The organism is Mycobacterium sp. IS-1496 (genome assembly GCF_001499995.1).
GTDB lineage: Bacteria > Actinomycetota > Actinomycetes > Mycobacteriales > Mycobacteriaceae > Mycobacterium.
In genome coordinates, this window is record NZ_LQIU01000039.1 from 1 (window position 1) to 24,591 (window position 24,591).

Annotated in this window: 21 protein-coding genes; 19 read left to right on the top strand and 2 right to left on the bottom strand. The window is 69.5% G+C overall.

Going from position 1 to position 24,591, the window contains the following annotated elements; translation table 11 throughout:
* The first annotated feature begins 149 nt into the window (after positions 1-149).
* The 6 genes from AU195_RS18890 to recN are packed head-to-tail and all read left to right on the top strand — an operon-like array spanning position 150 to position 5,688.
* Positions 150-977 carry a tetratricopeptide repeat protein gene (locus AU195_RS18890; RefSeq protein WP_082703117.1) on the top strand — a complete coding sequence of 276 codons (828 nt, stop codon included), beginning with the start codon at positions 150-152 and terminating at the stop codon, positions 975-977.
* A gap of 1 nt (position 978) precedes the next feature.
* A complete protein-coding gene (locus tag AU195_RS18895) occupies positions 979-1,995 on the top strand; it encodes an HAD-IIA family hydrolase (protein WP_172800633.1) in 1,017 nt (338 codons plus the stop codon).
* A gap of 13 nt (positions 1,996-2,008) precedes the next feature.
* Positions 2,009-2,182 carry a hypothetical protein gene (locus tag AU195_RS18900; protein ID WP_172800634.1) on the top strand — a complete coding sequence of 58 codons (174 nt, stop codon included), beginning with the start codon at positions 2,009-2,011 and terminating at the stop codon, positions 2,180-2,182.
* A gap of 6 nt (positions 2,183-2,188) precedes the next feature.
* Positions 2,189-2,998 carry a TlyA family RNA methyltransferase gene (locus AU195_RS18905; RefSeq protein WP_059160595.1) on the top strand — a complete coding sequence of 270 codons (810 nt, stop codon included), beginning with the start codon at positions 2,189-2,191 and terminating at the stop codon, positions 2,996-2,998.
* Positions 2,995-3,918 (top strand): NAD kinase, encoded by a 924-nt coding sequence (locus tag AU195_RS18910; protein WP_059160596.1) that lies wholly within the window; start codon positions 2,995-2,997, stop codon positions 3,916-3,918. The genes AU195_RS18905 and AU195_RS18910 overlap by 4 nt, the downstream gene beginning before the upstream one ends.
* 6 nt (positions 3,919-3,924) lie before the next feature.
* Positions 3,925-5,688 (top strand): DNA repair protein RecN, encoded by a 1,764-nt coding sequence (recN, locus tag AU195_RS18915; RefSeq protein WP_059160597.1) that lies wholly within the window; start codon positions 3,925-3,927, stop codon positions 5,686-5,688.
* A 3-nt stretch (positions 5,689-5,691) separates the two neighbouring features.
* Here recN and AU195_RS18920 read toward each other — a convergent pair whose 3' ends face one another.
* Complete coding sequence (locus AU195_RS18920) at positions 5,692-6,261, bottom strand: TetR/AcrR family transcriptional regulator (RefSeq protein WP_059160598.1); 570 nt, start codon at positions 6,259-6,261, stop codon at positions 5,692-5,694.
* An 83-nt stretch (positions 6,262-6,344) separates the two neighbouring features.
* Here AU195_RS18920 and AU195_RS18925 point away from each other — a divergent pair, with 83 nt between their 5' ends.
* From AU195_RS18925 to AU195_RS18955, 7 genes are all read left to right on the top strand, one after another.
* The gene (locus tag AU195_RS18925) at positions 6,345-6,725 is read left to right on the top strand and encodes a VOC family protein (RefSeq protein WP_059160599.1); all 381 of its coding nucleotides are present in this window, start codon (positions 6,345-6,347) and stop codon (positions 6,723-6,725) included.
* Positions 6,726-6,824: 99 nt separating this feature from the next.
* Complete coding sequence (gene steA, locus AU195_RS18930) at positions 6,825-8,009, top strand: putative cytokinetic ring protein SteA (RefSeq protein WP_059093739.1); 1,185 nt, start codon at positions 6,825-6,827, stop codon at positions 8,007-8,009.
* A 9-nt stretch (positions 8,010-8,018) separates the two neighbouring features.
* Positions 8,019-8,960, top strand: a complete 942-nt coding sequence (locus tag AU195_RS18935) for a copper transporter (protein WP_059160600.1) — start codon at positions 8,019-8,021, stop codon at positions 8,958-8,960.
* Positions 8,961-9,085: 125 nt separating this feature from the next.
* Positions 9,086-10,858, top strand: coding sequence for a CTP synthase (gene pyrG / locus AU195_RS18940; RefSeq protein WP_059160616.1), 1,773 nt, complete (start codon positions 9,086-9,088; stop codon positions 10,856-10,858).
* Positions 10,851-11,468 (top strand): NUDIX domain-containing protein, encoded by a 618-nt coding sequence (locus AU195_RS18945; protein ID WP_059160601.1) that lies wholly within the window; start codon positions 10,851-10,853, stop codon positions 11,466-11,468. The genes pyrG and AU195_RS18945 overlap by 8 nt, the downstream gene beginning before the upstream one ends.
* Positions 11,468-12,424: a site-specific tyrosine recombinase XerD gene (gene xerD, locus AU195_RS18950; protein WP_059160602.1), complete on the top strand. Its 957-nt coding sequence runs from the start codon at positions 11,468-11,470 to the stop codon at positions 12,422-12,424. The genes AU195_RS18945 and xerD overlap by 1 nt, the downstream gene beginning before the upstream one ends.
* 69 nt (positions 12,425-12,493) lie before the next feature.
* The gene (locus AU195_RS18955; RefSeq protein WP_059160603.1) at positions 12,494-14,170 is read left to right on the top strand and encodes a long-chain-fatty-acid--CoA ligase; all 1,677 of its coding nucleotides are present in this window, start codon (positions 12,494-12,496) and stop codon (positions 14,168-14,170) included.
* On the opposite strand, the gene AU195_RS18960 is transcribed toward AU195_RS18955, so the two are convergent.
* Positions 14,127-15,461 (bottom strand): cytochrome P450, encoded by a 1,335-nt coding sequence (locus AU195_RS18960; RefSeq protein ID WP_059160617.1) that lies wholly within the window; start codon positions 15,459-15,461, stop codon positions 14,127-14,129. The two genes, AU195_RS18955 and AU195_RS18960, sit on opposite strands and share 44 nt — an antisense overlap.
* A 1,180-nt stretch (positions 15,462-16,641) precedes the next feature.
* Between AU195_RS18960 and AU195_RS18965 the strand changes: the two genes are divergently transcribed.
* Genes AU195_RS18965 through AU195_RS18990 form a run of 6 tightly spaced genes read left to right on the top strand, consistent with a single transcriptional unit; the run spans position 16,642 to position 24,578 of the window.
* Entirely contained in the window at positions 16,642-18,390 is a 1,749-nt protein-coding gene (locus AU195_RS18965; protein WP_059160618.1) for a thiamine pyrophosphate-binding protein, read from the top strand.
* On the top strand, positions 18,371-19,036 hold the full coding sequence (locus AU195_RS18970) for a DUF8713 domain-containing protein (RefSeq protein WP_059160604.1): 666 nt from the start codon (positions 18,371-18,373) through the stop codon (positions 19,034-19,036). Before AU195_RS18965 ends, AU195_RS18970 begins: the two co-directional genes overlap by 20 nt.
* 9 nt (positions 19,037-19,045) lie before the next feature.
* Positions 19,046-20,059: a 3-oxoacyl-ACP synthase III family protein gene (locus tag AU195_RS18975; protein ID WP_059160605.1), complete on the top strand. Its 1,014-nt coding sequence runs from the start codon at positions 19,046-19,048 to the stop codon at positions 20,057-20,059.
* A complete protein-coding gene (locus AU195_RS18980) occupies positions 20,056-21,117 on the top strand; it encodes a pyridoxal phosphate-dependent aminotransferase (RefSeq protein WP_059160606.1) in 1,062 nt (353 codons plus the stop codon). The genes AU195_RS18975 and AU195_RS18980 overlap by 4 nt, the downstream gene beginning before the upstream one ends.
* Before the next feature lie 5 nt (positions 21,118-21,122).
* Positions 21,123-22,271: a flavin-containing monooxygenase gene (locus tag AU195_RS18985; RefSeq protein ID WP_059160619.1), complete on the top strand. Its 1,149-nt coding sequence runs from the start codon at positions 21,123-21,125 to the stop codon at positions 22,269-22,271.
* A 6-nt stretch (positions 22,272-22,277) separates the two neighbouring features.
* On the top strand, positions 22,278-24,578 hold the full coding sequence (locus tag AU195_RS18990) for an MMPL family transporter (RefSeq protein WP_059160607.1): 2,301 nt from the start codon (positions 22,278-22,280) through the stop codon (positions 24,576-24,578).
* Positions 24,579-24,591 lie beyond the last annotated feature (13 nt).

A 24,591-nucleotide genomic window follows, 5' to 3' on the forward strand; every position in this document is an offset into this window, starting at 1 on the left:
GGGTGGAAAAGTAGGACACCGCCGAACACCCTTTACCCTCGGCCCTCCGACCACAATCGGAGGGCCGAGGCATTTCTTCATAAGTGGCGAATTGTCGGCAATTCACGCCGGCACGTAAACTCGCGGCGGGGCGATAGCGAGAGGTACACGTGAGCGAGGACAGGCAGCCGGGTGGACGCGACGAACGTCGCCCGCGGCGGACGTCGAACTCGAGTGGGCCCCGTCGGCCCCGCGATCAGCGTGCCGCGCCACGGACTTCGGGTCCGAACCGGGCACGCTCCTCGCAGCCCCGAACCGGTTCGGACACACCGCGCTTCGATGGACCCCCCATCCCCTCTGAGATCGAGGCCAAGCAACTGGCGCCCGAGATCCGCGGCGAACTCACGACTTTGGACCGCTACACCGCCGACGCGGTCGCGCGGCACCTCGTCGCGGCGGGCGAACTGCTCGACGAGGATCCGCAGACTGCGCTGGCCCACGCCCGCGCCGCCCGCGCTCGCTCCGGCCGAATCGCCGCGGTGCGTGAAGCGGTCGGGATCGCCGCGTACCACTGCGGCGACTGGGCGCAGGCCCTGGCAGAACTGCGGGCCGCCCGCCGCATGGGCAGCAAGTCGCCGCTGCTCCCGCTGATCGCCGACTGTGAACGCGGTGTCGGACGCCCCGAACGCGCGATCGAGCTGGCGCGTGGGCCTGAGGCCGATCAGCTCACCGGCGACGACGCCGACGAGCTCAAGATCGTGGTCGCCGGCGCCCGGTCGGATCTCGGGCAACTCGAACAGGCGCTCGCCGTGCTGTCCACGCCGCAACTGGACCCGTCGCGGCGCGGGCCGACCGCCGCCCGGCTGTTCTACGTCTACGCCGACACGCTGCTCGCGCTCGGCCGCACCCAGGATGCGCTCCAGTGGTTCCTCAACGCCGCAGCCGCCGACGTGGAAGGTGTCACCGACGCCGAGGACCGGATCACGGAACTCAGCTGACGTGACAAGCCTTGTGCAGCAACATGATTGTCTGCTCCTGGACCTCGACGGCACCGTGTTCCGCGGTCACGAGCCGACCACCGGCGCCGTCGACAGCCTCGCGGGACTGAGCGCGCGGGTCCTCTACGTCACCAACAACGCCTCCCGCAGCCCCGGCGATGTGGCGCACCATCTCGTCGAGTTGGGGTTCGCGGCGGATCCCGACGACGTGGTGACCAGTGCCCAGAGCGCGGCCCATCTGCTCGCCGGCCAACTTCCCGGCGGGGCACGGGTGTTGGTCGTGGGGACCGAGGCCCTGGCGGCCGAGGTCGGTCTCGTGGGACTGCAACCGGTCCGGCAGTTCGCCGACGAGCCCGCCGCCGTCGTGCAGGGCCACAATCCGGAGACGGCGTGGGCCGACCTCGCTGAGGCGGCGCTGGCACTACGCGCCGGTGCGGTGTGGGTGGCGGCCAACGTCGACCTCACGCTGCCGTCCGAGCGGGGGCTGCTGCCGGGCAACGGTTCGATGGTCGCCGCTCTGCAGGCAGCGACCGCGCGCGATCCGCAGGTGGCCGGCAAGCCGCAGCCGACGCTGATGAGAGATGCGTTGAGCCGTGGGGACTTCCACACACCGCTGGTGATCGGCGACCGACTCGACACCGACATCGCCGGCGCCAATGCGGCATCCCTGCCCAGCTTGATGGTGCTCAGCGGCGTCAGCACCGCAGATGAGGTGCTGCGCGCGGTGCCCCGGGAGCGGCCCGACTACATCGGGGAGGATCTGCGCTCGCTCGACGCGCCGGCCGACGACCTGCGTGTCGGTCCGCATCCGGGCTGGCGCATCGACGTGGACGGCGAGGGCGTGACCGTCCACGCCGGCGGCGCCGATCGAGGAGACGACCTCTCGGTGCTGCGCGCGACCGCGGACGTGGTCTGGCAGTCGGAGCTGGCGGGCACACCGTTCGCGGTGCGTGCCGGCGACGAGACCGCGGCCGCCGCGCTGCGGCGCTGGTCGCTGCTCACCGACGCGATCGACTAGCGTGACTGTCGACATGAGTAACGACCCCGATCAGCTTCGTATCCAGGTCGCGACCCTGCTCGCCGACCTGCCCGAACCGGACCACGCCGGTGACCTCGCCGACTGCGATATCGACACCGTCGCCGCGCGCTTGGAGGAGGCGCACGATCTGCTCGTGCAGGCCCTGGCGGCGGTCGAGAAGGGCTGAGCGCTGGTGACGCGGCGCGCACGTGTCGACGCCGAGCTGGTTCGCCGGGGGTTGGCTCGGTCCCGTCAGCAAGCCGCTGAGCTCATCGGCGCCGGCCGGGTCACGGTCGACGGAATGCCCGCGGCCAAACCGGCGACCGCGGTCGCCGTCACCGCGCACATCGCGGTCGACACCGCCGACGAACGCTCCTGGGTGTCGAGAGGCGCGCACAAACTCATCGGGGCCCTGGACGCCTTCGGCCTCGACGTCGCCGGTCGGCGCGGCCTCGACGCCGGGGCGTCGACAGGCGGCTTCACCGAGGTCCTGCTCGACCGCGGCGCCCGCGAGGTGGTCGCCGTCGACGTCGGCTACGGCCAGCTGGCGTGGTCGCTGCGATCGGACCCTCGCGTGGTGGTCGTCGAGCGCACCAACGTGCGTGAACTCACCCCCGACATGATCGGCGGCCCCGCCGACGTCGTGGTGGCGGACCTGTCGTTCATCTCGCTGGCGACGGTTCTGCCCGCGCTGACCGCCTGCGCGTCGCCCGACGCCGATATCGTTCCCATGGTGAAGCCGCAGTTCGAGGTCGGCAAGGACCGGGTGGGCGCCGGTGGCGTCGTCTCCGAGCCCGAGTTGCGCGCGGAGTCGGTGCTGTCGGTGGCGGCCAAGGCGGCGGGACTCGGCTGGCAGACCGTCGGTGTGACGGCGAGCCCGCTGCCCGGCCCGTCGGGCAACGTCGAATACTTCTTGTGGCTGCGAACCCGCACGGACAGCGGACTGCGCGGAGACGACCTCGAGCAGGCGGTGCGCCGCGCCGTCACGGAAGGACCGCAATGACGTTTGAACGCACCATCCTGTTGGTGGTTCACACGGGACGCGAGGATGCCACCGAGGTCGCCCGACGGGTGCAGAAGGTGCTGAGCGACAACAACATCGGCCTGCGGGTCCTGGCCGCCGAGGCGGTCGACCGGGGACCTGTGCACCTCTCGCCCAACGACATGCGCGCGCTCGGCGTCGACATCGACGTCGTCGACGCCGAGGAACGGGCCGCCGAAGGATGCGAGCTGGTGCTGGTGCTCGGCGGCGACGGCACCTTCCTCCGCGCCGCCGAACTCGCCCGCAACGTCGAGATCCCGGTGCTCGGGGTGAACCTCGGCCGCATCGGCTTCCTCGCCGAGGCCGAGGCCGAGGCGATCGACACCGTGCTCGACCACGTCGTCCGCCGGGACTACCGCGTCGAGGAGAGGATGACCCTCGACGTGGCGGTGCGCGCGGAAGGACGGCTCCTCACCAGGGGCTGGGCGCTCAACGAGGCCAGCCTGGAGAAGGGTCCGCGCCTCGGGGTTCTCGGCGTGGTCGTGGAGATCGACGGCAGGCCGGTGTCGGCGTTCGGCTGCGACGGTGTGCTGGTGTCGACCCCGACCGGTTCCACCGCCTACGCGTTCTCGGCCGGCGGTCCGGTGCTGTGGCCCGATCTCGAGGCGATTCTGGTGGTGCCCAACAACGCCCACGCGTTGTTCGCGCGGCCTATGGTGACCAGCCCGGACGCCACGATCGCGATCGAGATCGAAGCCGACGGACACGACGCCCTGGTGTTCTGCGACGGCCGCCGCGAGATGGTGGTGCCGGCAGGCGGGCGGCTCGAGGTGACCCGCTGCGGGACGCCGCTCAAGTGGGTGCGCCTCGACAGCGCACCGTTCACCGACCGGCTGGTGCGCAAATTCCGGCTCCCCGTCACCGGATGGCGGGGGCAGTAACACACCGTGCTGTCCGAAATCCGCATCGAGTCCCTCGGCGCCATCAGCGCCGCCACCGCCGAATTCGACCGTGGTCTCACGGTGCTCACCGGCGAGACCGGAGCAGGCAAGACCATGGTCGTCACCGGCCTGCACCTGCTGGGCGGGGCGCGCGCCGACCCGAACCGTGTCCGGTCGGGTGCCGAGCGCGCCGTGGTCGAGGGCCGGTTCTCGACCGTCGACCTCGGCGACGGCGTCGCGCGCCGCGTCGATGACCTCCTCGAATCCTCGGGTGCCGAGCGTGACGACGACGGCAGCGTCATCGCCGCCCGCTCGGTCAGCAAGGACGGCCCGTCACGGGCCTACCTCGGCGGCCGCAGCGTCCCGGCGAAGTCGCTGAGCACCTTCACCACCGAACTGCTCACGCTGCACGGCCAGAACGACCAGTTGCGTCTCATGCGGCCCGACGAGCAGCGCGCGGCCCTCGACCGGTTCGCCGCCGTCGACAAACCGCTCCGTCGCTACCGCGCGGCGAGGGACGAGTGGCTCACCGCCCGCCGTGATCTGACCGACCGCCGCCGGCGCGAACGCGAACTCGCCCAGGAAGCCGACCGGCTGAAGTTCGGACTCACTGAGATCGACGCCGTCGACCCGTCGCCGGGGGAGGACGACGCCCTCGTCGACGACATCCGGCGACTGTCGGAACTCGACGCGCTGCGTGAGGCCGCCCTGACCGCGCGCTCGGCGCTGACGGGCGCTGACGACGATCCCACCGGGGATGCGGTGTCGGCGGCCAACCTCGCCGCGCAGGCCAAGTCGGCGCTCGAGGGGACCGACGAGGCCACCCTGCGGTCGCTGGCCACCCAACTCGCCGACGCGGTCGCCGTGATCGGGGACGTGGCCGGTGAGCTCGGCGAGTACCTCGGTGCGCTGCCCACCGACGCCAGCACGCTGGAGACCAAGCTGGCGCGTCAGGCCGAACTACGCACGCTCACACGGAAATACGCCGCCGACATCGACGGGGTGCTGGCGTGGGCGCGGGAGTCCCGTGAACGCCTCGACCAGCTCGACGTGTCGGAGGAGGCGCTGGCGGGGCTGGAGCGGCGGGTCGGTGAGCTGGAATCGCAGGTCGTCGCCGCGGCGGCGGATCTGACCAAGGCCCGGCTCAAGGCCGCGAAGGGACTGGCCAAGGCGGTGACCGCGGAGCTGGGTGGTCTGGCGATGGCCGGGGCCGAGTTCACGGTCAGCGTCGCGCCGCTCGCCGTCCGCGCCGACGACTCGGCGCCGCTGACGCTGGCGGACGGCACGGTCGTGCACGCCGGCCATGACGGTGTCGACGCCGTCGACTTCGGTTTCGCCGCGCACCGCGGCACCGACGTGCTGCCGCTGTCGAAGAGCGCGTCGGGCGGCGAGCTGTCGCGGGTGATGCTGGCGATCGAGGTCGTGCTGGCGGCGTCGGCGGAGGGCACAACCATGGTCTTCGACGAAGTCGATGCCGGGGTCGGAGGGCGCGCGGCCGTCCAGATCGGCAGGCGCCTGGCCCGTCTCGCCCGCACCCACCAGGTCATCGTCGTCACCCATCTGCCCCAGGTCGCCGCCTACGCCGACGCACACCTGGTGGTCGACAGCAGCGGGCGGGGCAAGGCCAGTGTGGTCCGGCGCATCGACGACGACGACCGGGTCGCCGAACTGGCCCGCATGCTGGCGGGGCTCGGCGAGTCCGACAGCGGCCGCGCCCACGCCCGGGAACTGCTCGACGCCGCACGGGCGGAGGCCGCCGACGCCCGCTGAGCCTCAGCGCGCGAGGACGGTGTCGACGAGGGTCGAGATGAAGCGGGCGTCGGGTGGGTCGGCGGTGAGCAGACATCGGTAGAAAACGGCGCCGGACAGCGCCACCGCCGCCGACTCGGGATCCACTGAGCGCACCTCACCCGCTCGCACCGCGTCGGCGATGGTGTCGGTCAACCGCCGGCGGCGCTGTGCCGAGTACGCGTGCAGGTGCGCGCGCATGCCGGCGTCCACATCGGCGGCGTGGATCAGCGCCGGGATGGCCGCGGACACCGCGGAGTCGGACAGGGCGCCGGCCAGGTGCGTCAACAGCAGTTCGATCCGCTGCCGGAACGTGCCGGCCGGAACTGCCGACGCCGGGTCGGGTTGGGTGTTGAGGGTGCGCAGAGCATCGGCGAGCAGCGCGGCCTTGTCCGACCAGTGCCGGTAGACGGTACTTCGTCCCACGCCTGCGCGGGTCGCCACCGCGTCCATGCGGAACCCGGCATATCCCGACTCGGCGAATTCCTCGAGAGCGGCGCGGCAGATCACCCGGCGCGAGTGCTCGACGCGCGGGTCGGGCGGACGGTCAACCACCCGGCGTCCAACCACCCGTCCTGTGATACAGACCTGTTCTATAGCGAGACATGAGCGTATCGTAACCCCTAGGAGGTGCAAAGATGACCGAGACACGCATCCGGTACATCGTGGACGACGTCGACGCGGCGGTCGAGTTCTACACCCGGCATCTGGGGTTCGAGGTTCGGATGAGACCCGGGCCGGGCTTCGCGATGATCGGCAGGGAAGACCTGTGTCTACTGCTCAACTCCCCGGGCGGGGGCGGTGGCGCGGGCCATTCGCCGGTGGCCGGCGACAAGCCGGAACCCGGCGGGTGGAATCGGTTTCAGATCCAGGTCGACGACCTCGCCGCCGTGGTGGACGGTATGCGTCGCGGCGGTGTGCGGTTCCACGGCGACATCATCACGGGCCGCGGTGGTAGGCAGGCGCTCGTGCTCGATCCCGCGGGCAACAAAGTGGAACTCTTCGAGGCATTCGGGTGACCGGCGACCTGGGGCGCGTGTGACAGAACGTAACTTCTGAGGCGGATGTTACGGCGCGCCTCCACCTCTACTTGAGGGTTCGCCGACAGAATCGCCGACATGAAGATGTCAGCGCTGCTCACCCGTAATGCCAGTTCACGGCCGGGAATCACCGGCACCGCTCGCGTGGACCGCGACATCGACCGCCTGCTGCGGCGCATCGGCCCCGGTGACATCGTGGTCATCGACGCGCTCGATCTCGACCGGATCACCGCCGACGCGCTGGTCGAAGCCCGGGTGGCGGGCGTGGTCAACGCGTCCCCGTCGATCTCCGGGCGGTACCCCAACCTCGGGCCCGAGGTGCTGGTGGCCAACGGGATCGCGTTGATCGACGAGACCGGCCCCGAGGTCTTCAAGAAGGTCAAGGACGGCCACCGGGTGCGACTGCACAACGGCGGCGTCTACTCCGGTGACCGGCGCCTGATCGCGGGCAGTGAGCGCACCGATCACGAGATCCACGAGTTGATGCACGAGGCCAAGAGCGGGCTGGTCGCGCACCTCGAGGCCTTCGCGGGCAACACCATCGAGTTCATCCGCAGCGAGAGCCCGCTGCTCATCGACGGCATCGGCATCCCGGACATCGACGTCGACCTCAACCGCCGCCATGTGGTGATCGTCGCCGAGGAACCGCACGCCGCCGACGATCTCAAGGCGCTCAAACCGTTCATCAAGGAGTACCAGCCCGTGCTGGTCGGAGTCGGCACCGGCGCCGACATCCTGCGCAAGGCGGGATACCGTCCCGCGCTCATCGTCGGCGACCCCGACCGGATGAGCGCCGAGGTACTGCGCAGCGGCGCCCAGGTGGTGCTGCCGGCCGACGCGGACGGCCATGCCGCGGGTCTGGAGCGCATCCAGGACCTCGGGGTGGGGGCGATGACGTTCCCGGCCGCGGGCTCGGCCGCCGACCTCGCGCTGCTGCTGTGCGATCACCATGGTGCGTCGCTGATCGTCACGGTCGGTCACACCGCCAGCATCGAGGAGTTCTTCGATCGCAACCGTCAGCGCAGCAACCCGTCGACGTTCCTGACCCGCCTCAAGGTGGGGGAGAAGCTCGTCGACGCGAAAGCCGTTGCGACGCTGTACCGCAGTCGGGTGTCCGGTGGCGCGATCGCGCTGCTCATCCTGGCGATGCTGGTCGCGGTGATCGCGGCGCTGTGGGTCTCGCGCGCCGACGCCGCGGTCATCGAGTGGATCCAGCAGTACTGGAACCAGCTGGTGCTCTGGGCCCAGGGCCTGGTCAGTTAGGCGGTCACGGTGATATCCCTGCGCGCACATGCGATCTCGCTGGCGGCGGTGTTCCTGGCGTTGGCCATCGGTGTCGCGCTGGGATCGGGACTGCTGTCGAACACGGTGTTGTCCGGCCTGCAGGACGACAAGCAGGATCTGCAGGATCAAATCAACGTCCTCACCGATGAGAAGAACGCACTCAACCAACGGCTCGGCGCCGCAGATGAATTCGATGCGCAGATCGCCCCCCGTGTCCTGCGTGACACCCTCGGCGGCAAGTCGGTGGTGCTGTTCCGCACACCCGACGCCGCCGACGACGACGTCGACGCGCTGACCCGGTCGATCGGGCAGGCCGGTGGGACGGTCAGCGGCACGGTTGCGCTCACCCAGGAGTTCGTGGAGGCCAACTCCGCCGAGAAGCTCCTGTCGGTGGTCAACTCGCCGATCGTGCCTGCCGGGAAGCAGCTCAGCACCACCTCGGTCGATCAGGGCTCACAGGCCGGAGATCTGCTCGGCATCGCACTGCTGCTCAGCAAGGACCCGGCGGCACCGGTCGTGAGCGACGCCGAACGCGACACCGTGCTCACCGCGCTGCGGGACACCGGGTTCCTGACCTTCGGCGCCGAACCGGTGCGCGCCGCGAACACGGCGCTCATCGTCACCGGCGGCGCCCTCGGCGACGACGCGGGCAACCGCGGGGCGACGGTGGCGCGGTTCGCGGCCGGACTCGCCAAACATGGAGCCGGCACGGTCCTGGTGGGGCGGGACGGATCTGCCTCGGGCACCGGCGCCGTCGCGGTGACGAGGTCGGACACGGCGTTGGCCAGTGCGGTGAGCACCGTCGACGACGTGAACGTCGAATCGGGACGGATCACCACGGTGCTCGCGCTCGCCGATCTGATCGGCGGCGCCCGGCCGGGCCAGTACGGAGTCGGGCAGGGGGCGGGGGCCGTCACCCTCGCCCAGTGAGGCCCGGCGCGCCACCGACGACCTGTCGGAGTCGGTGTTAAGGTGGGGTTCCGTGGGTCGGCAGGCCCCAAAGCTAGGACAAAGCCTAGAAAAGTAAGCCCTGCCCGTCGTCACGGAGGTTGTTCTTGCCCGCGCTACGCAAGCATCCGCAAACGGCCACGAAGCACCTCTTCGTCACGGGTGGCGTCGTGTCCTCCCTGGGCAAGGGTCTGACGGGCTCGAGTCTCGGACAGTTGTTGACCGCCCGGGGCCTGCAGGTGACGATGCAGAAGCTCGACCCCTACCTGAACGTCGATCCCGGCACCATGAACCCGTTCCAGCACGGTGAGGTGTTCGTCACCGAGGACGGCGCCGAGACCGACCTCGACGTCGGCCACTACGAACGGTTCCTCGACCGGAACCTGTCGGGGTCCGCGAACGTGACCACGGGCCAGATCTATTCGTCGGTGATCGCCAAGGAACGCCGCGGCGAGTACCTCGGCGACACCGTGCAGGTGATCCCGCACATCACCGACGAGATCAAGAGCCGCATCCTGGCGATGGCCGCACCGGACGAGCACGGCAACCGCCCGGACGTGGTGATCACCGAAGTCGGCGGCACGGTGGGTGACATCGAATCGCTGCCGTTCCTCGAGGCCGCCCGTCAGGTGCGCCACGAAGTCGGCCGCGAGAACTGCTTCTTCCTGCACTGCTCGCTTGTGCCGTATATGGCGCCCTCCGGTGAGCTCAAGACCAAGCCCACGCAGCACTCGGTCGCCGCGCTGCGCAGCATCGGCATCCAACCGGACGCACTGATCCTGCGCTGCGACCGGGATGTGCCGGAGGCGCTGAAGAACAAGATCGCGCTGATGTGCGACGTCGACATCGACGGCGTCATCTCGACGCCGGACGCCCCGTCGATCTACGACATCCCCAAGGTGCTGCACCGTGAGGAGCTCGACGCCTACGTGGTGCGGCGGTTGAACCTGCCGTTCCGCGATGTGGACTGGACACAGTGGAACGACCTGCTCAAGCGGGTGCACGAACCGCACGAGACGGTCCGGATCGCCCTGGTGGGCAAGTACATCGACCTCTCCGACGCCTACCTGTCGGTCACCGAGGCGCTGCGCGCGGGCGGGTTCGCGCACCACGCCAAGGTCGAGATGCGGTGGGTGGCCTCCGACGACTGTGAACTCGACGGCGGCGCGGCCGCGGCACTGGCCGACGTCGACGGGGTGCTGATCCCCGGCGGGTTCGGCATCCGGGGGATAGAGGGAAAGATCGGCGCCATCACCTACGCCCGCAAGCGGGGCCTGCCGGTGCTCGGCCTGTGCCTCGGATTGCAGTGCATCGTGATCGAGGCGGCCCGCTCGGTCGGCATCACCGGCGCGAACTCCGCCGAGTTCGATCCGGACACCCTGGATCCGGTCATCTCGACGATGGCCGACCAGCGTGACGCCGTGGCCGGCGAGGCGGATCTGGGCGGCACCATGCGGTTGGGCGCGTATCCGGCTGTGCTGCAAGAAGACTCGATCGTCGCACGGGCGTATCAGGCGACCGAGGTCTCCGAGCGCCACCGGCACCGTTACGAGGTCAACAACAGCTACCGCGACCGCATCGCCGAGAGCGGCCTGCGGTTCTCGGGTACCTCGCCCGACGGCCATCTGGTCGAGTTCGTCGAATACGACGCCGACAAGCATCCTTTCCTCGTCGGCACGCAGGCGCACCCGGAACTCAAGAGCAGGCCCACCCGTCCGCACCCGCTGTTCGCCGCCTTCATCGGGGCGGCGCTGGATTACAAGGCCGCCGAGCGGCTGCCGGTGGAGATTCCCGAGCAGCGGTCCAACGGTGTGGAACACAACGAGAACTCAGACAGGTCGGCCGGGCAGCTGCTGCAAGAACCCGCGTCCCGTGGCTGAGCACGATTTCGAGATCGTCACCAGTGAGACCGTCTACGTCGGCAACATCTTCGCGTTACGCGCCGACGAGGTGCGGATGCCGGGCGGGAACACCGCCCGCCGGGAGGTCGTCGAGCACTACGGTGCGGTGGCGATCGCCGCGGTCGACGACGACGGCAACATCGCGCTGGTCTACCAGTACCGTCACCCGCTCGGCCGTCGGTTGTGGGAACTGCCCGCTGGGCTGCTCGACATGGGCGGCGAGCCGCCTCACCTGACCGCGGCGCGGGAACTGCAGGAGGAAGCCGGCCTGTCGGCGGCGCAGTGGCGCGTCCTCGTCGACCTCGATTCCGCGCCAGGGTTCAGCGACGAGAGCGTACGGGTCTTCCTCGCGACAGACCTGCGCGAGATCGACCGGCCCGAGGCGCACGACGAGGAAGCCGACCTGATCGTCAAGCGGGTGCCGCTGTCGGAGGCCGTCCGTATGGTGCTGTCCGGAGAGATCGTCAATTCGATTGCGGTAGCGGGAATCCTGGCGGTGCACGCGCTCGGGGACGCCGAGTCGCTGCGCCCGGTCGACGCGGAGTGGACCGACCGGCCACGAGCCTTCGCCCGGCGGAAAGGTCACTGATGACCACCTCAGCTGTTCGACGGTCGGTGCTCGACGATCAGCTGCAGGGTTATCTCGACCACCTGACCATCGAGCGCGGCGTGGCCGCGAACACGCTGAGCTCCTATCGCAGAGATCTGCGCCGCTACGCCGAGCACCTCACCGCCCGTGGAATCGAGGACCTCGCACAGGTCACCGAACCCGATGTCAGCGACTTCCTGGTCGCCCTGCGTCGCGGCGATCCCGACACCGGGGCGCAGGCGCTGTCGGCGGTGTCGGCGGCCCGGTCGTTGATCGCGGTCCGGGGTCTGCACCGCTTCGCCGCTGCCGAGGGGCTGACCGACATCGACGTCGCCCGGGAGGTCAAACCGCCCACTCCCGGCCGGCGGTTACCCAAGAGCCTGTCGATCGACGAGGTCCTCGCACTCCTCGACGGAGCCGGGGGCGACAGCGAGACCGACGGCCCCCTGACGCTGCGCAATCGCGCACTCCTCGAGGTGCTGTACTCCACCGGCGCGCGCATCTCCGAAGCGGTGGGTCTCGACCTCGACGACGTCGACACGCAAGCGCGCTCGGTGCTGCTGCGGGGTAAGGGCGGCAAACAGCGGCTGGTGCCGATCGGCCGCCCGGCCGTGAGTGCGCTGGACGCCTATCTCGTGCGGGGGCGGCCGGATCTCGCACGCCGCGGCAGGGGTACGCCGGCGATCTTCCTCAACGCGCGGGGTGGGCGGTTGTCCCGGCAGAGCGCGTGGCAGGTGCTTCAGGACGCCGCCGAGCGGGCCGGGATCACCGCCGCGGTGTCCCCGCACACGTTGCGGCACTCGTTCGCGACACATCTGCTCGACGGCGGTGCCGACGTGCGCGTCGTGCAGGAACTCCTCGGGCACGCCTCGGTGACGACGACGCAGATCTACACCATGGTGACGGTGCACGCGCTGCGCGAGGTGTGGGCCGGAGCCCATCCGCGGGCCCGGTGATCTGCCGGTTTCCGTGGTAACCGCCTTCTCCTGCAGCATCGGTGCCACGATCGTGCGGGAGGAGGCGTCATGGACGGCTTGATGCAGGACCGTCCGCTGCTGATCTCGTCGTTGATCGAGCATGCGGCCACGTTCCATGCCGACACCGAGATCGTGTCGCGGCTGCCAGAGGGGCCGATCCGCAGGAGCACGTGGAGCGAGCTGCGCGACCACGCCAAACAGGTCGCCAACGCGATGGCCGAACTGGGTGTCACCGCCGGTGACCGGATCGGCACACTCGCCTGGAACAGCGACCGGCACCTCGCCATGTACTACGGCGTGTCCGGCGTCGGGGCGGTGCTGCACACCGTCAATCCCCGGCTGTTCCCCGAACAGATCGCCTACATCGTCAACCACGCCGAGGACCGCGCACTGTTCTTCGACACCACGTTCGCTCCGCTCGTCGAACGCCTTGCCCCGCAACTGAACACGGTGGAAAGCTTCGTCGCGATGACCGATCGCGCCAGTATGCCGAAGATCGACGTGCCGAACCTGCTGTGCTGGGACGATCTGGTCGGGGTCCAGTCGACACAATCGGTGTGGCCGGTATTCGACGAGCGAAGCGCCTCGTCGCTGTGCTACACCTCGGGGACGACGGGCAACCCGAAAGGGGTGTTGTACACGCACCGTTCGACGGTGTTGCACGCCTTGATGGAACTGTCCCGCGACACCTTCGACATCCACAGCGGCACCACGCTCCTCATGGTCGTGCCGATGTTCCACGCCAACGCGTGGGGCACGCCCTACGCCGCGGCGATGACCGGCGCCAAACTCGTCCTGCCCGGTCCGCACCTCGACGGCGAGAGCGTCTACGACCTCATGCGCCGCGAGCGGGTCACCTTCGCGGCGTGTGTGCCGACGGTGTGGACGATGTTGTTCGCCTACCTCGACGAGCACCCCGAGATCGACGCGCACGAGGTGGGCCTGCAGTCGGCCGGCGTCGGCGGTGCGGCACTGTCCCAGTCGATGCTCGAACGCCTGGAACGGGAATTCGGCGCGACCGCGCTACAGGGCTGGGGAATGACCGAAACGAGCCCCATCGGCGTCATCAGCAGGTTGTTGCCCAAGCACGCCGGGCTGCCGCGTGAGGAACAGACCGCGGTCAAGCTCAAACAGGGCCGCGGCGTGTGGGGCGTCGACCTGAAGATCGTCGACGAGGACGGCCGGGCGCTGCCGTGGGACGGCAAGGCGTTCGGGCATCTCCACGTGCGGGGCCCGTGGATCGCCAGCGGCTACTTCAAGGGCGAAGGCGGCGACAAGCTCGACCCGGAGGGGTTCTTCCCGACCGGGGACGTCGCCACGATCGACCCCGACGGCTACGTCCACCTGGTCGACCGCGCCAAGGACGTCATCAAGTCCGGGGGTGAGTGGATCAGTTCCATCGACCTCGAGAACGCCGCGATGGCACATCCGACGGTCGGCGAGGCAGCGGTCATCGGGATCCCGCACCCGAAGTGGGACGAACGCCCGCTGCTGCTGGTGGTGCCGCGCCCGGGTCAGCGGGTCGACCGGGAGGAACTACTCGCCGACCTCGCAGGCAAGGTCGCGAAGTGGTGGTTGCCCGACGACGTTGTCGTCGTCGACGAACTGCCGCACACCGCCACCGGTAAACTGCTGAAAACCGCTCTGCGCGAACGGTATCGCGATCACACGTTGCCCGACATCACGGCGGGCACGGATTCCGACGCGCCGTCACGTCGAGCCTGATCGTCGCCGCGGGCGCGACCGCTATACCGCGCGCGACGCTGCGCGGGGGGCTCGCGGCGTCCTCCCGCAGCGGCATCCGCAGTTCGAGCTCGGACAGGATCGTCCCGAGCGCGATCGCCAGTTCCGAGGTGGCGAACGCGGCTCCGATGCAGCGCCGGTACCCGCCGCCGAACGGTGCGTACTCGAACGGAGTGGGGCGGCGGGTCAGGAATCGGTCCGGGTCGAACCGGTGCGGTGCGGACCAGATGGCCGGATTGAAGTGCAGCGCGTGCAGCGCCACGCCGACCACCCGTCCGGCCGGATGGGTCACCCCGGCGACGGTGAGCGGTTGGGTCAGCCGTCTGAGCACGATGGGAACCGGTGGGTGCATCCGGAGGACCTCCTTGACCACCGCGCCGAGATACGGCAGTGCGGCGATCTCCGAAGGCGTTGCGCATCCGGCCAATTCGGCAACGAGCCGGGCACGCACCGTCTGGTCGCGGTGCACATGGTAGAGCGCCCAGGTCAGTGACGAGGCGGTGGTCTCGTGACCGGCTGCGAGCAGGGTGCGCAGTTGGTCGAGCGTCTCGGCGTCGGTGCGTCCGCGTCCGGCGTCGTCGGTGGCCGACAGCAGGAGATCGAGCATGTCCGGGCCGGACGAGGCGGATGGTCGGCGCGTCGCCATGTCCTCCGACAGCATCCGGTCGAGGTCGTCGCGGAGCCGCAGCAGCTTCGCCCAGGGCCCGACGCCGGCGAGGTCGCGGCGTAGTGCGGGCACGAGCATCAGCGGCGCGGTGTTGGCGGCGAGCAGATCCTTGACCGCGCTCGTGTACAGCGTGCGCCGGGCCGGATCGGCGACGCCGAACACCACGCGGATGGCGACGTCCAGGGTGATGTCGACGGCGAGGTCGTAGACGTCGAACGATTGTCCCGGCTGCAACGCGCGTGTCTGGTGAGACGCTGCCGCGGCGATGACATCGGCGTATCTCTTCACCTGTTCGCCGTGGAGCGCCGGAGTCAGCAGGGCGCGTTCGCGGCGGTGTCGCTCACCGGACAGCAAGATCAACGAGGCCGCCCCGACCACCGGCTCGATGGGGTTGGGCAGCGGTGCGCGGCACGACTGTGATGGCGCGGTGAAGAGTTCCCGCGCCGCGTCGGCCGTGCCGTGGAACACGACCCGACCCAGTCCGGGGAAGTGCAGCACGAAGGGGCGTTGGTCGGCGGCGCGGCTCGTGAAGAACCCGACCGGGTCGGCTGCGGCTCTTGCGGCACGTAGTAACGCAGCCGGAGTGGTGGTCGAATTCGGCTTCACCACGGCGATCCCTCACTTCCACGAAGCGGCCTAATTGCGCCGCGCGGCGCGTCGAGGCTCGTCGAGCGGGTGGCGTCCGGTGGCGCCGGGGAGTGTTTGCGCACCCACAACAGTGAGGAAATCATGCGTTTGCTGTGCGCAGTCACCGATGGAGTTCCACGTGTTCGCATCACCGCTCCCGTGTCGCCGCCGATTGTCTGAGGTCCAAGCGTGTCCCGGCACGCGTCCCATCGGCAGGCGATTCGCCTGATCTGCGTTCGCGCTGGTCGGTCGCCTTCGGGAGGGGTTTCCCGCGACGACCGCGACCACCGCGTCGACGACGGGTCACCTGTGCCGACAGTCGCCGGGGCGACGGCCCCGGTGGCCGGGTCCTCTGAAGGGGGCGAAGTCGTATTTGCGCCGTCATGATCGGCATTCGATCCCCGAAAAGGTGTTCACAAATCTGTAATTGACTTCTTTGTAAGTCGCAATTCATAGCGTATTTCATTTCATTAACGTATGCGGTGGACAATGCGTGTGTCAGAACCATTATGCGGTACAAGGTCAGTTTGCGAGGTGGCGCAGCGATCCGGAGAACCGCAATGGTCACGCTACGCTCGGGTCGCGAACTGGGCGCGGGTATGCGCCATACACCACCTTTGCGGGCGCAAGGGTGGCGTCGAACTCGATCGGGTTGGGGCACCACGCGGGTCCGCCGTCTTGGGAGAGCTTGCTGCGCTCGGTGTGGCGGCCATGTGCTCGTGAAGATCCGCTTCGCGCGAGCCCCAGCAGCGAAGATGGGCACTGTCGCGGAGGACGGGGGACGGGCAGAGCCCGGACTCCCGGTGTCGCGTCCGACGCGTCGACGTCGAACGGGTTTGGGAGGTTGTTCGTTGCTATGACTGTGCGCAGTCGCATCGGCGACTGTCGTGCGTTCGTCGGGACGGCGTCCCCACGGAGGTCGGAGCCGACGACGAATTCCGGGCTCGGGAATTTGCCAGGAATCCGAAATCGGCAGGTAACGAGGATCGTCGATGTGGCGTGGAACCACCCCATCGTTGATAAAGAAAAGATCCGTCAGATATCGCGCGCGAGTGCCGTTGAACCTTTCGGGTACGGCGTAACGTATCTCAGTCATAGAAGGCGATTGGCGTTATGGGGCCGCGGTCCGCGCGGGGTGGCGAAGAAAGCGGGGCTCGTGATGGAGGGCAGTGCGGTCGGTGGGGCTCCCCGCTCGCGCGTGGTGGACCACATCGTCGACTATCTGGCCGGCGGTGGGGTCAGGTATCTCTTCGGAGTCGACGGCGCCAACATCGAAGACGTCTTTGACGCCGCCCACTTCCACCGCGACGTCACCGCGGTCCTGGCCAAGCACGAGTTCTCGGCGGCCGCCATGGCCGATGGGTACAGCCGCAGCGGCGCCGGCCTCGGTGTCGTCATGGCGACCTCGGGGGGTGGTTCACTCAACCTGGTTCCCGGGTTGGGAGAGTCGCTGGCCAGTCGTGTGCCCGTGCTCGCCCTGGTGGGTCAGCCGCCGCTGACGCTCGACGGCCGCGGTAGCTTCCAGGACACCAGCGGGCGCAACGGGTCGTTGGATGCCGTCGCGCTGTTCTCCGCGGTGTCGGTCTTCTGCGAGCGGATCACCGAACCCGCCGACATCCTCACCGCGCTGCCGCGTGCCGTACGGGCCGCCTTCTCCGGCGGGCCGGCGGTTCTTCTGCTGCCGAAGGACATCCAGCAGGCCGTGCTCGCCGGCCGGCGCCCGGCCGAGCGCACCGGAGGTTTCCGGATGTCGAGGCAGATCGGCGATCCGCATCCGATCGCCCGCGCGCTCCGCAAGGTCGACGGACCCGTCACCATCGTCGTGGGCGAGCAGGTGATCCGCGACGACGCCCGCGCAGAACTCGAACAACTGCGGGCCGTTCTGCGCGCGCGGGTGGCCGTCACCCCGGATGCGAAGGACGCAGCAGGGACGCCTGGTATGGGCTCCTCGTCGGCGGTCGGCGTCACCGGCGTCATGGGTCACCCCGGCACCGCCGAGGCGATCGGCGACAGCGCGATGTGTCTGCTGGTGGGGACGCGCCTGCCGGTGACGGCGCGGGCGAACCTGGACACCGCGCTGGCCGGCACCCGCACCCTGTCGATCGGTTCGGCGCCGCCTTATGTCCCGTGCACCCACATCCACAGCGACGATCTGCGTGCGTCGCTGCCGCAACTGACCCGCGGGCTGATCGGGCACGGGCGCCCGCGCGGACTGCGGGTGGCCGACACGATTCCGCGGAAAGAGTTGTCGCCCCCGGACTTCGACGGAGACGGTGTGCGCTACCGCGACGCGATGAAGGCCCTCGATCGGCTGCTGCCCGCCGAGGTCGACATCGTCGTCGACGCCGGGAACACCGGCGCCGCAGCCGTTCACCACCTTCCCGTCCGCAGGCGGGGCAGGTTCATCGTGGCGCTGGGCATGGGCGGGATGGGCTACAGCTTCGGCGCCGGGATCGGCGTGGCGTTCGGCCGGCGCAGACGCACGGTGGTCATCGCCGGTGACGGATCCTTCTTCATGCACGGTCTCGAGGTGCACACGGCGATCCAGCACCGGTTGCCGGTGACCTTCGTGCTGTTCAACAACAACGCCCACGGGATGTGCGTGACGCGCGAGCAGCTCTATTACGGCGGTACGTACAGCTACAACAGGTTCGCGCCCAGCCGCCTCGGCGCGGGGCTTGATGCCATGTTCCCCGGCATGCCGTCGGTGGATGTCGCCGACGTCGCCGGACTCGCCGGCGCGCTCGCCTCGGCACTGGACACCCACGGCCCCTCGGTGGTCTCGGTCGAGTGCTCGGCCGACGAGATGCCGCCCTTCGCACCGTTCTTGGCGGTCGCCCGATCGACCGCCCCCACCCCGACCGCCGTCCACGAGGAGGAACCGATCGATGTCCCTGCCAGCGCTTGACGATATCGTCACCCACACCGGTAGCACCGGGCCGATCGACGGTGTGGTCCGGATCGAGACGTCGCCGCGGGAGAAGGCCACCCCGATCATCATGGACATGATGCGGTCGGTCTACCCGCATGACGAGGTGTTCGGCGACTTCTGCACGGTCAACAGCTACGTCGACTGTCCACCGGACCAGTTGTTCGACTACCTCTCCGACACGCGGAGCCTCGAGGAGTGGACATACAGCCTGCGGGGGTTCCAACCCACCGAGGAGGACGGGCTGTGGCTGGCATGGGACCGCCTGGGCTCCGAGACCGAGATCTACACCAGGACAGTGGCCAACCGGGAGGCCGGGACGGTCGACTACCACTGCGCCTGGGACCAGGGCAGGCACCTGTGGATGATCTACCTGATGCGCGTCGTCGACGCACGGGTCGTCCTCGACAAGCCGGGCTCGGTCGTGCTGTGGACGAATTGCCACCACCCGTTCTACGACAAGAACCCCTACCCGGAGACGGCCCCGCCGGAACGGCCGGTGTGGGTGGGTGACTTCTGGGACATGTTCGGGGCCGGGCACCTGCTCGAACTGAAGAACCTGAAGGCGATCGCCGAGTACCGCCATCACCACGGCCTGCCGATCAAACCGGCCTGGATGGACTGAGGGCCCGAGATGACTGTCAGCCTGGTCGACGTCTCGACCTATCTTCCCGGCGACCCCGTCAGCGCTAAGTACTACGCCGATTTTGCGAGCGCCGACGAACTCCGTGAGCACCTGATGTTCCGGGCGCCGAAGTTCCGACACCACGTGGCCGAGGACGAGACGGCCATCGACATGGTGGAACGCGCGACCGCGGGTCTGGTGCAACGGCACGGCCACGACACGATCGCCGACGTGGACATCCTGATCACCCACACGCAGATGCCGGACATGCCGTTCTACGGCGGCGGCGGCGGTATGGCGCATCGTCTCGGGATGAAGCCGCGCACGGTGATCGACCTGCACAACGGCGGGTGTGCGGCGTTCATCCTCGCGCTGCAGCTGGCCCGCACGCTCATACTGGCCGGTGAAGGGCGCACCGCGCTGATCGCGTTGGCACAGAACGCCGCCGGGCAGATCTTCGATCAGCCCCTGACCCGGCAAAAGGCCCAATCGTGTGTGCCCGGCGACGGCGCCGCCGTCGGTCTGGTCACCCTGTCCGACGAGTCGCCCGTGCTCGACGTGGAGTGCCGGACCTACGGCGAGTACGCCGGCGATATGACGATCTCGATCGAACCGTTCCGCAAGTGGTGGCAGCCAGGGCCGGGGGAAGGCTGCATCGGGTTCACCGAGGCCAAGATCACCAAGGTGCTGGCCCGCGGCAACCGCCAGGTGCCCGAGGTGTCGTACGCGGTGTGTGACCGGTTGGGGATCAAGCCCAAGGAACTCGACCTGTTCGTCACCAACCAGCCCAACCGCGTGTTCCTGCGCAACTGGCGCGATGCGCTGGAGCTGCCGAAGGAACGTCACCGCGACACCTTCGACGAATGCGGAAACCTGTTCGCGGTGGGGATTCCGATGAACCTGGACCGCGCGATCGGCGACGGCCAGCTCAAGCGCGGTGACACGGTGTTGATGGCCGCGTTCGCCCACGCCGGTGACTTCGCCGGCGCCGCGGCCGTGCGGTGGGGCGGTCGAACAGCATGACCCTCGTCGCCGAACCGGGCCCCGCGTCGTCGGCACCGGGGCCGGTGCCGCCCGCGATCTTCGCGCTGCCCACGGCGGTGGATCCGATGGCGTTGTCGCTCAACGAGAATCCGTTCCCGCCGCTGCCGGCCGTCACAACGGCGATGATCGAGTCGATCCAGGCGGTCAACAGATATCCCGAGTTCCTCCCGGAGTCCCTGAGGCACCTGATCGCCGGCCACATCGCCGTACCCGACGAGCAGGTCGTCGTCGGGGCAGGGGCGACCGGGGTGCTGGTCCAGGTCATGCACGCGTTCACCTCGCCCGGGGACCGAATCGTCCTGCCGGTGCCGACGTTCGAGGGTTACACCATCGCCTCGGCGATGACCCGACTCCAGGTGGAGAAGGTCCCGCTGCTCGGCGACGGCCACCACGACCTGGACGCGATGGCGGACGCTGCGGTGGGTGCCCGGCTCGTCGTGATCTGCCGGCCGCACAACCCGACCGGCACCGTCGAGAGTGCCGCGGCGCTCGAGAGTTTCCTGACCCGGTTGTCCGCCGACACCATCGTGATCCTCGACGAGGCCTACGTGGAGTTCGTCGCGCCACAGTGGCGCATCGACGCCGTCGACCTGATCGAGCGGTTCCCCAACGTCCTGGTTCTCCGGACCTTCTCGAAGGCCTACGGACTGGCGGGACTGCGCATCGGATACGGCATCGGTTCCTGGGGCCTGACCGCCGAACTGTGGGCGATGCAGCTCCCGTTCGGGATCGCCAGCACCGGCCTCGTGGCGGTCGCCGCGTCCTACCGGGCCGAAAACGAACTGCGACAACGGATCCGCATGATCACGTCGGAGCGCCGAACCCTGCGCCTGAGGTTGCGGTCGATGGGCGTCACGAGCATCGACGGGCACGCGAACTTCGTGTACGTGCCCGTCGGTGACCGTCCGTGGCAGGAGGTCTTCGACGGCGCCGACGGCGTCCGGGTCAAACACTGCGCCGACGGCGGTGTCCGCATCACCGTGGGCGGCCGGGCCTCCACCGGCGCCGTACTGGCCGCGTTGCGCGGCAGGAGGTGACGGCGATGCGCGATCACGGGGTCGTCGTCATCGGAGCCGGGCCGTCAGGTGTCGCCGCCGCGCTGAGTCTGCGGGACAGAGGCCTGCGCCCGCTGCTCGTCGACCGCGCCGATCACGTCGGATCCTCGTGGAAGGCGCGCTACGACCGGCTCAGACTCAACACCGGCAGACGCACCTCGCACATGCCGAACCGGCCGTATCCCAAGGGGACCGGAGCGTTCCCCACCCGTGATCAGGTGGTCGCCCACCTCGACCGGCACGCCCACGAGGACGGCATCGAGCTGCTGCTGGGCACGACCGTCGACCGCATCGACCGGCACCCTGCGGGGTGGTGCCTGAGTACGTCGACCGGTGACCTCACCGCGCGGCAGGTGGTGGTGGCGACCGGATACGAACACAGCCCCCGGATCCCGGAATGGCCGGGGATGCAGTCGTTCTCCGGCGAGATCAGTCACTCCTCGCAGTACCGCAATCCGCGGCCGTACGCGGGTAAGCGGGTACTGGTCGTCGGAGCCGGGTCGTCGGCGATGGAGATCGTGCACGACGTCGCGACCGGAGGCGCGCTGTGCGCCTGGCTCGCCGTCCGCACCGCGCCGCACATCATGATCCGGGCGCTGCCCGGCGGTCTTCCGTCCGACTACCTCGCGTCGCCGCTGTTCGACGCGCCGACCTGGCTGGCCGACGCCGTCTCGCGGGTGGGGCAGCGCATCGACGTCGGAAGCCTGGCCGAGTACGGCCTCCCGACACCCTCGGAGGGCGTCTTCGCCAGGGGTAAACGCCTCGGCCGCGCACCCGTCATCGTCGACCGGGAGGTGGTGCGCGCGATCCGTGCCCGGAAGTTCGAGGTGGTCCCCACCGTCGATCGGTTCGACGGTCACGCCGTGCACCTGGTCGACGGCAGACGCCTGCGGCCGGACGCGGTGATCTGCGCGACCGGCTACACCCGCGGCCTCGACGCCATGGTCGGTCACCTCGGGGTCCTCGACGACAGGGGGCTTCCGCGGTCGTGCGGCGCCGCCGCGCCCGCCCCCGGACTGCGGTTCGTCGGGTTCCTCTCGCGGCCGGGCCTGATCTCCTATGTGGCCAAGCAGTCGCAGCACGTCGCCAGGCACATCGCCGACGAGCTGGATCGCACGCCCGCGCTGATCCGCTGAGTCGCCGTGTTGCAGGCCGTGACCCGGTTGGCGATCGCCGCGCCGAAGCGCGTCCTCGCCGCAGCCGTCGTGGTGCTGATCGGGTGCGCCGTCTTCGGGATTCCGGTCGCGGGCAGCCTGTCCGGCGGGGGTTTCCGCGATCCGGAATCGGATTCGGCGCGGGCGTCGGCGATCCTGGCCGACACCTTCGACCGGCCGGAGATGCAGCTGCTGCTGACCGTCACGGCGCTCGACGGCGCAATGACCGGGGCGGGCGCGGCGGCCGGCGCGGACATCGTCGACACGCTCGAGGCGTCCCCGGCTGTGGGGTACGTGGAGGCGCCGTGGGGGGCGCCCCCGGGTACGGCGGGTGAACTCGTCAGCGCCGACGGGACGACGGCGCTCGTCATCGCGGGTCTGGAAGGCGACGAGAGCGACGCGGCCGCCCGGGCCGAGGAACTGTCCACCGCAGTCACCGGCGACACCGGCGGTGTCACGGTGCGTGCCGGTGGCGTCGCCGCGGTGAACGCCCAGATCAACGCGCAGACCGAGAAAGACCTGCTGGCGATGGAGACCTTCGCCCTTCCGCTGAGCTTCTTGGTCCTGGTCTGGGTGTTCGGCGGCTTGTTCGCCGCCATGCTGCCCATGGCGGTCGGCGCACTCGCCATCGTCGGCTCGATGGCCGTGCTGCGCGGGATCACGATGCTGACCGACGTGTCGGTGTTCGCGCTGAACCTCGCTGTGGCGATGGGCCTGGCGCTGGCGATCGACTACACGCTTCTCATCCTGAGCCGCTACCGCGACGAACTCGCATCCGGCGCATCCGGCGCATCCGGCGAGGACGCGCTGATGCGCACGATGGCAGCCGCCGGGCGGACCGTGGTCTTCTCCGCGGTGATCGTCGGGTTGTCGATGCTGCCGATGGCCCTGTTCCCGATGTACTTCCTCAGATCGTTCGCCTACGCCGGTGTCGCCGTGGTGGTGTTCGCATCGTGTGCCGCGCTCGTGGTCACCCCGGCGGTCATCACGCTGTTCGGTGACCGCCTCGACGCACTCGACGTGCGGCGGTTCCTGCGGCGACTCCTACGCAGGCCGCCGCCCGCACCCCGTCCGGTCGAGCGAACCTTCTGGTACCGCACCGCCCGGGTGGTGACGCGCCGCGGCGCCGCGTTGAGCGTCGCCGTGGTGGCCGTGTTGCTCCTGCTCGGCGCCCCCTTCCTCGACGCGCGGTGGGGTTTCCCCGACGACCGTGTGCTGCCGCCGACCGCGGACGCCCACCGGGTCGGCGACCTGCTGCGCACCCAGTTCACCGCCGACTCGGCCACGACCGTCACCGTCGTCCTTCCCGACGTCACGGGCCTCGCCCCGGCCGCGCTCGGTGAGTTCGCCGCCGAACTGTCCCGGGCGCCGGACGTGCCGTGGGTGTCCTCGCCTGCGGGCACCTTCGCCGCCGGACGTCAGACCGGCCCGCCGTCGGCGCCGACGGGAACGGCGCACGGCAGTGCCTACCTCACCGTCGCCAGTTCTGCTCCGCTGGATTCGGCGGAGTCCGAGGCCCAGTTGGACGCGCTGCGCGACGTACCCGGCCCGGACGGCCGTGAGGTCCTGCTGACCGGCACCGCCCAGAGCAACCGCGACATCGTCGCCGCCGTGGTGTCGCGAATGCCGTTGGTGCTGGGCATCATCGGGCTCACGTCTCTGGTGCTGCTGTTCCTGCTCACCGGCAGCGTGGTGCTGCCGGTGAAGGCGGTGGTGCTCAACGTGCTCTCGCTCACCGCGGCCTTCGGGGCCCTGGTATGGGTGTTCCAGCAGGGACACCTCTCGGCGTTGGGCACCACCAGCACCGGCACCATCGGTGTCGCCGTCCCCGTGCTGCTGTTCTGCATCGCGTTCGGGCTGTCGATGGATTACGAGGTCTTCCTGATGGCGCGCATCCGGGAGTACTGGCTGGCCTCCGACCGCACCCGGGCGGCCAACGACGAGGCGGTCGCCCTGGGGCTGGCCCGCACCGGCCGGGTGATCACCGCGGCGGCGGTGATCATGTCGATCTCCTTCGCGGCGCTGATCGCGGCCGAGGTCTCGTTCATGCGGATGCTCGGGCTGGGGCTCACCGTCGCGGTGCTGATGGATGCGACGTTGGTCCGGCTCGTCCTCGTGCCGGCGTTCATGCACGTGATGGGCCCGGCGAACTGGTGGGCTCCGGCGCCCCTGATCCGCGTGCACCACCGCTTCGGCATCACCGAGGCCACGGCGGGAGGCAGGCACGCCGCCCGCGGCAGCGGCAAGTCGTCTGCGGGTCTGCCGGTATCGACGGTCCCGCGACGTTAAACTCAACCGGATG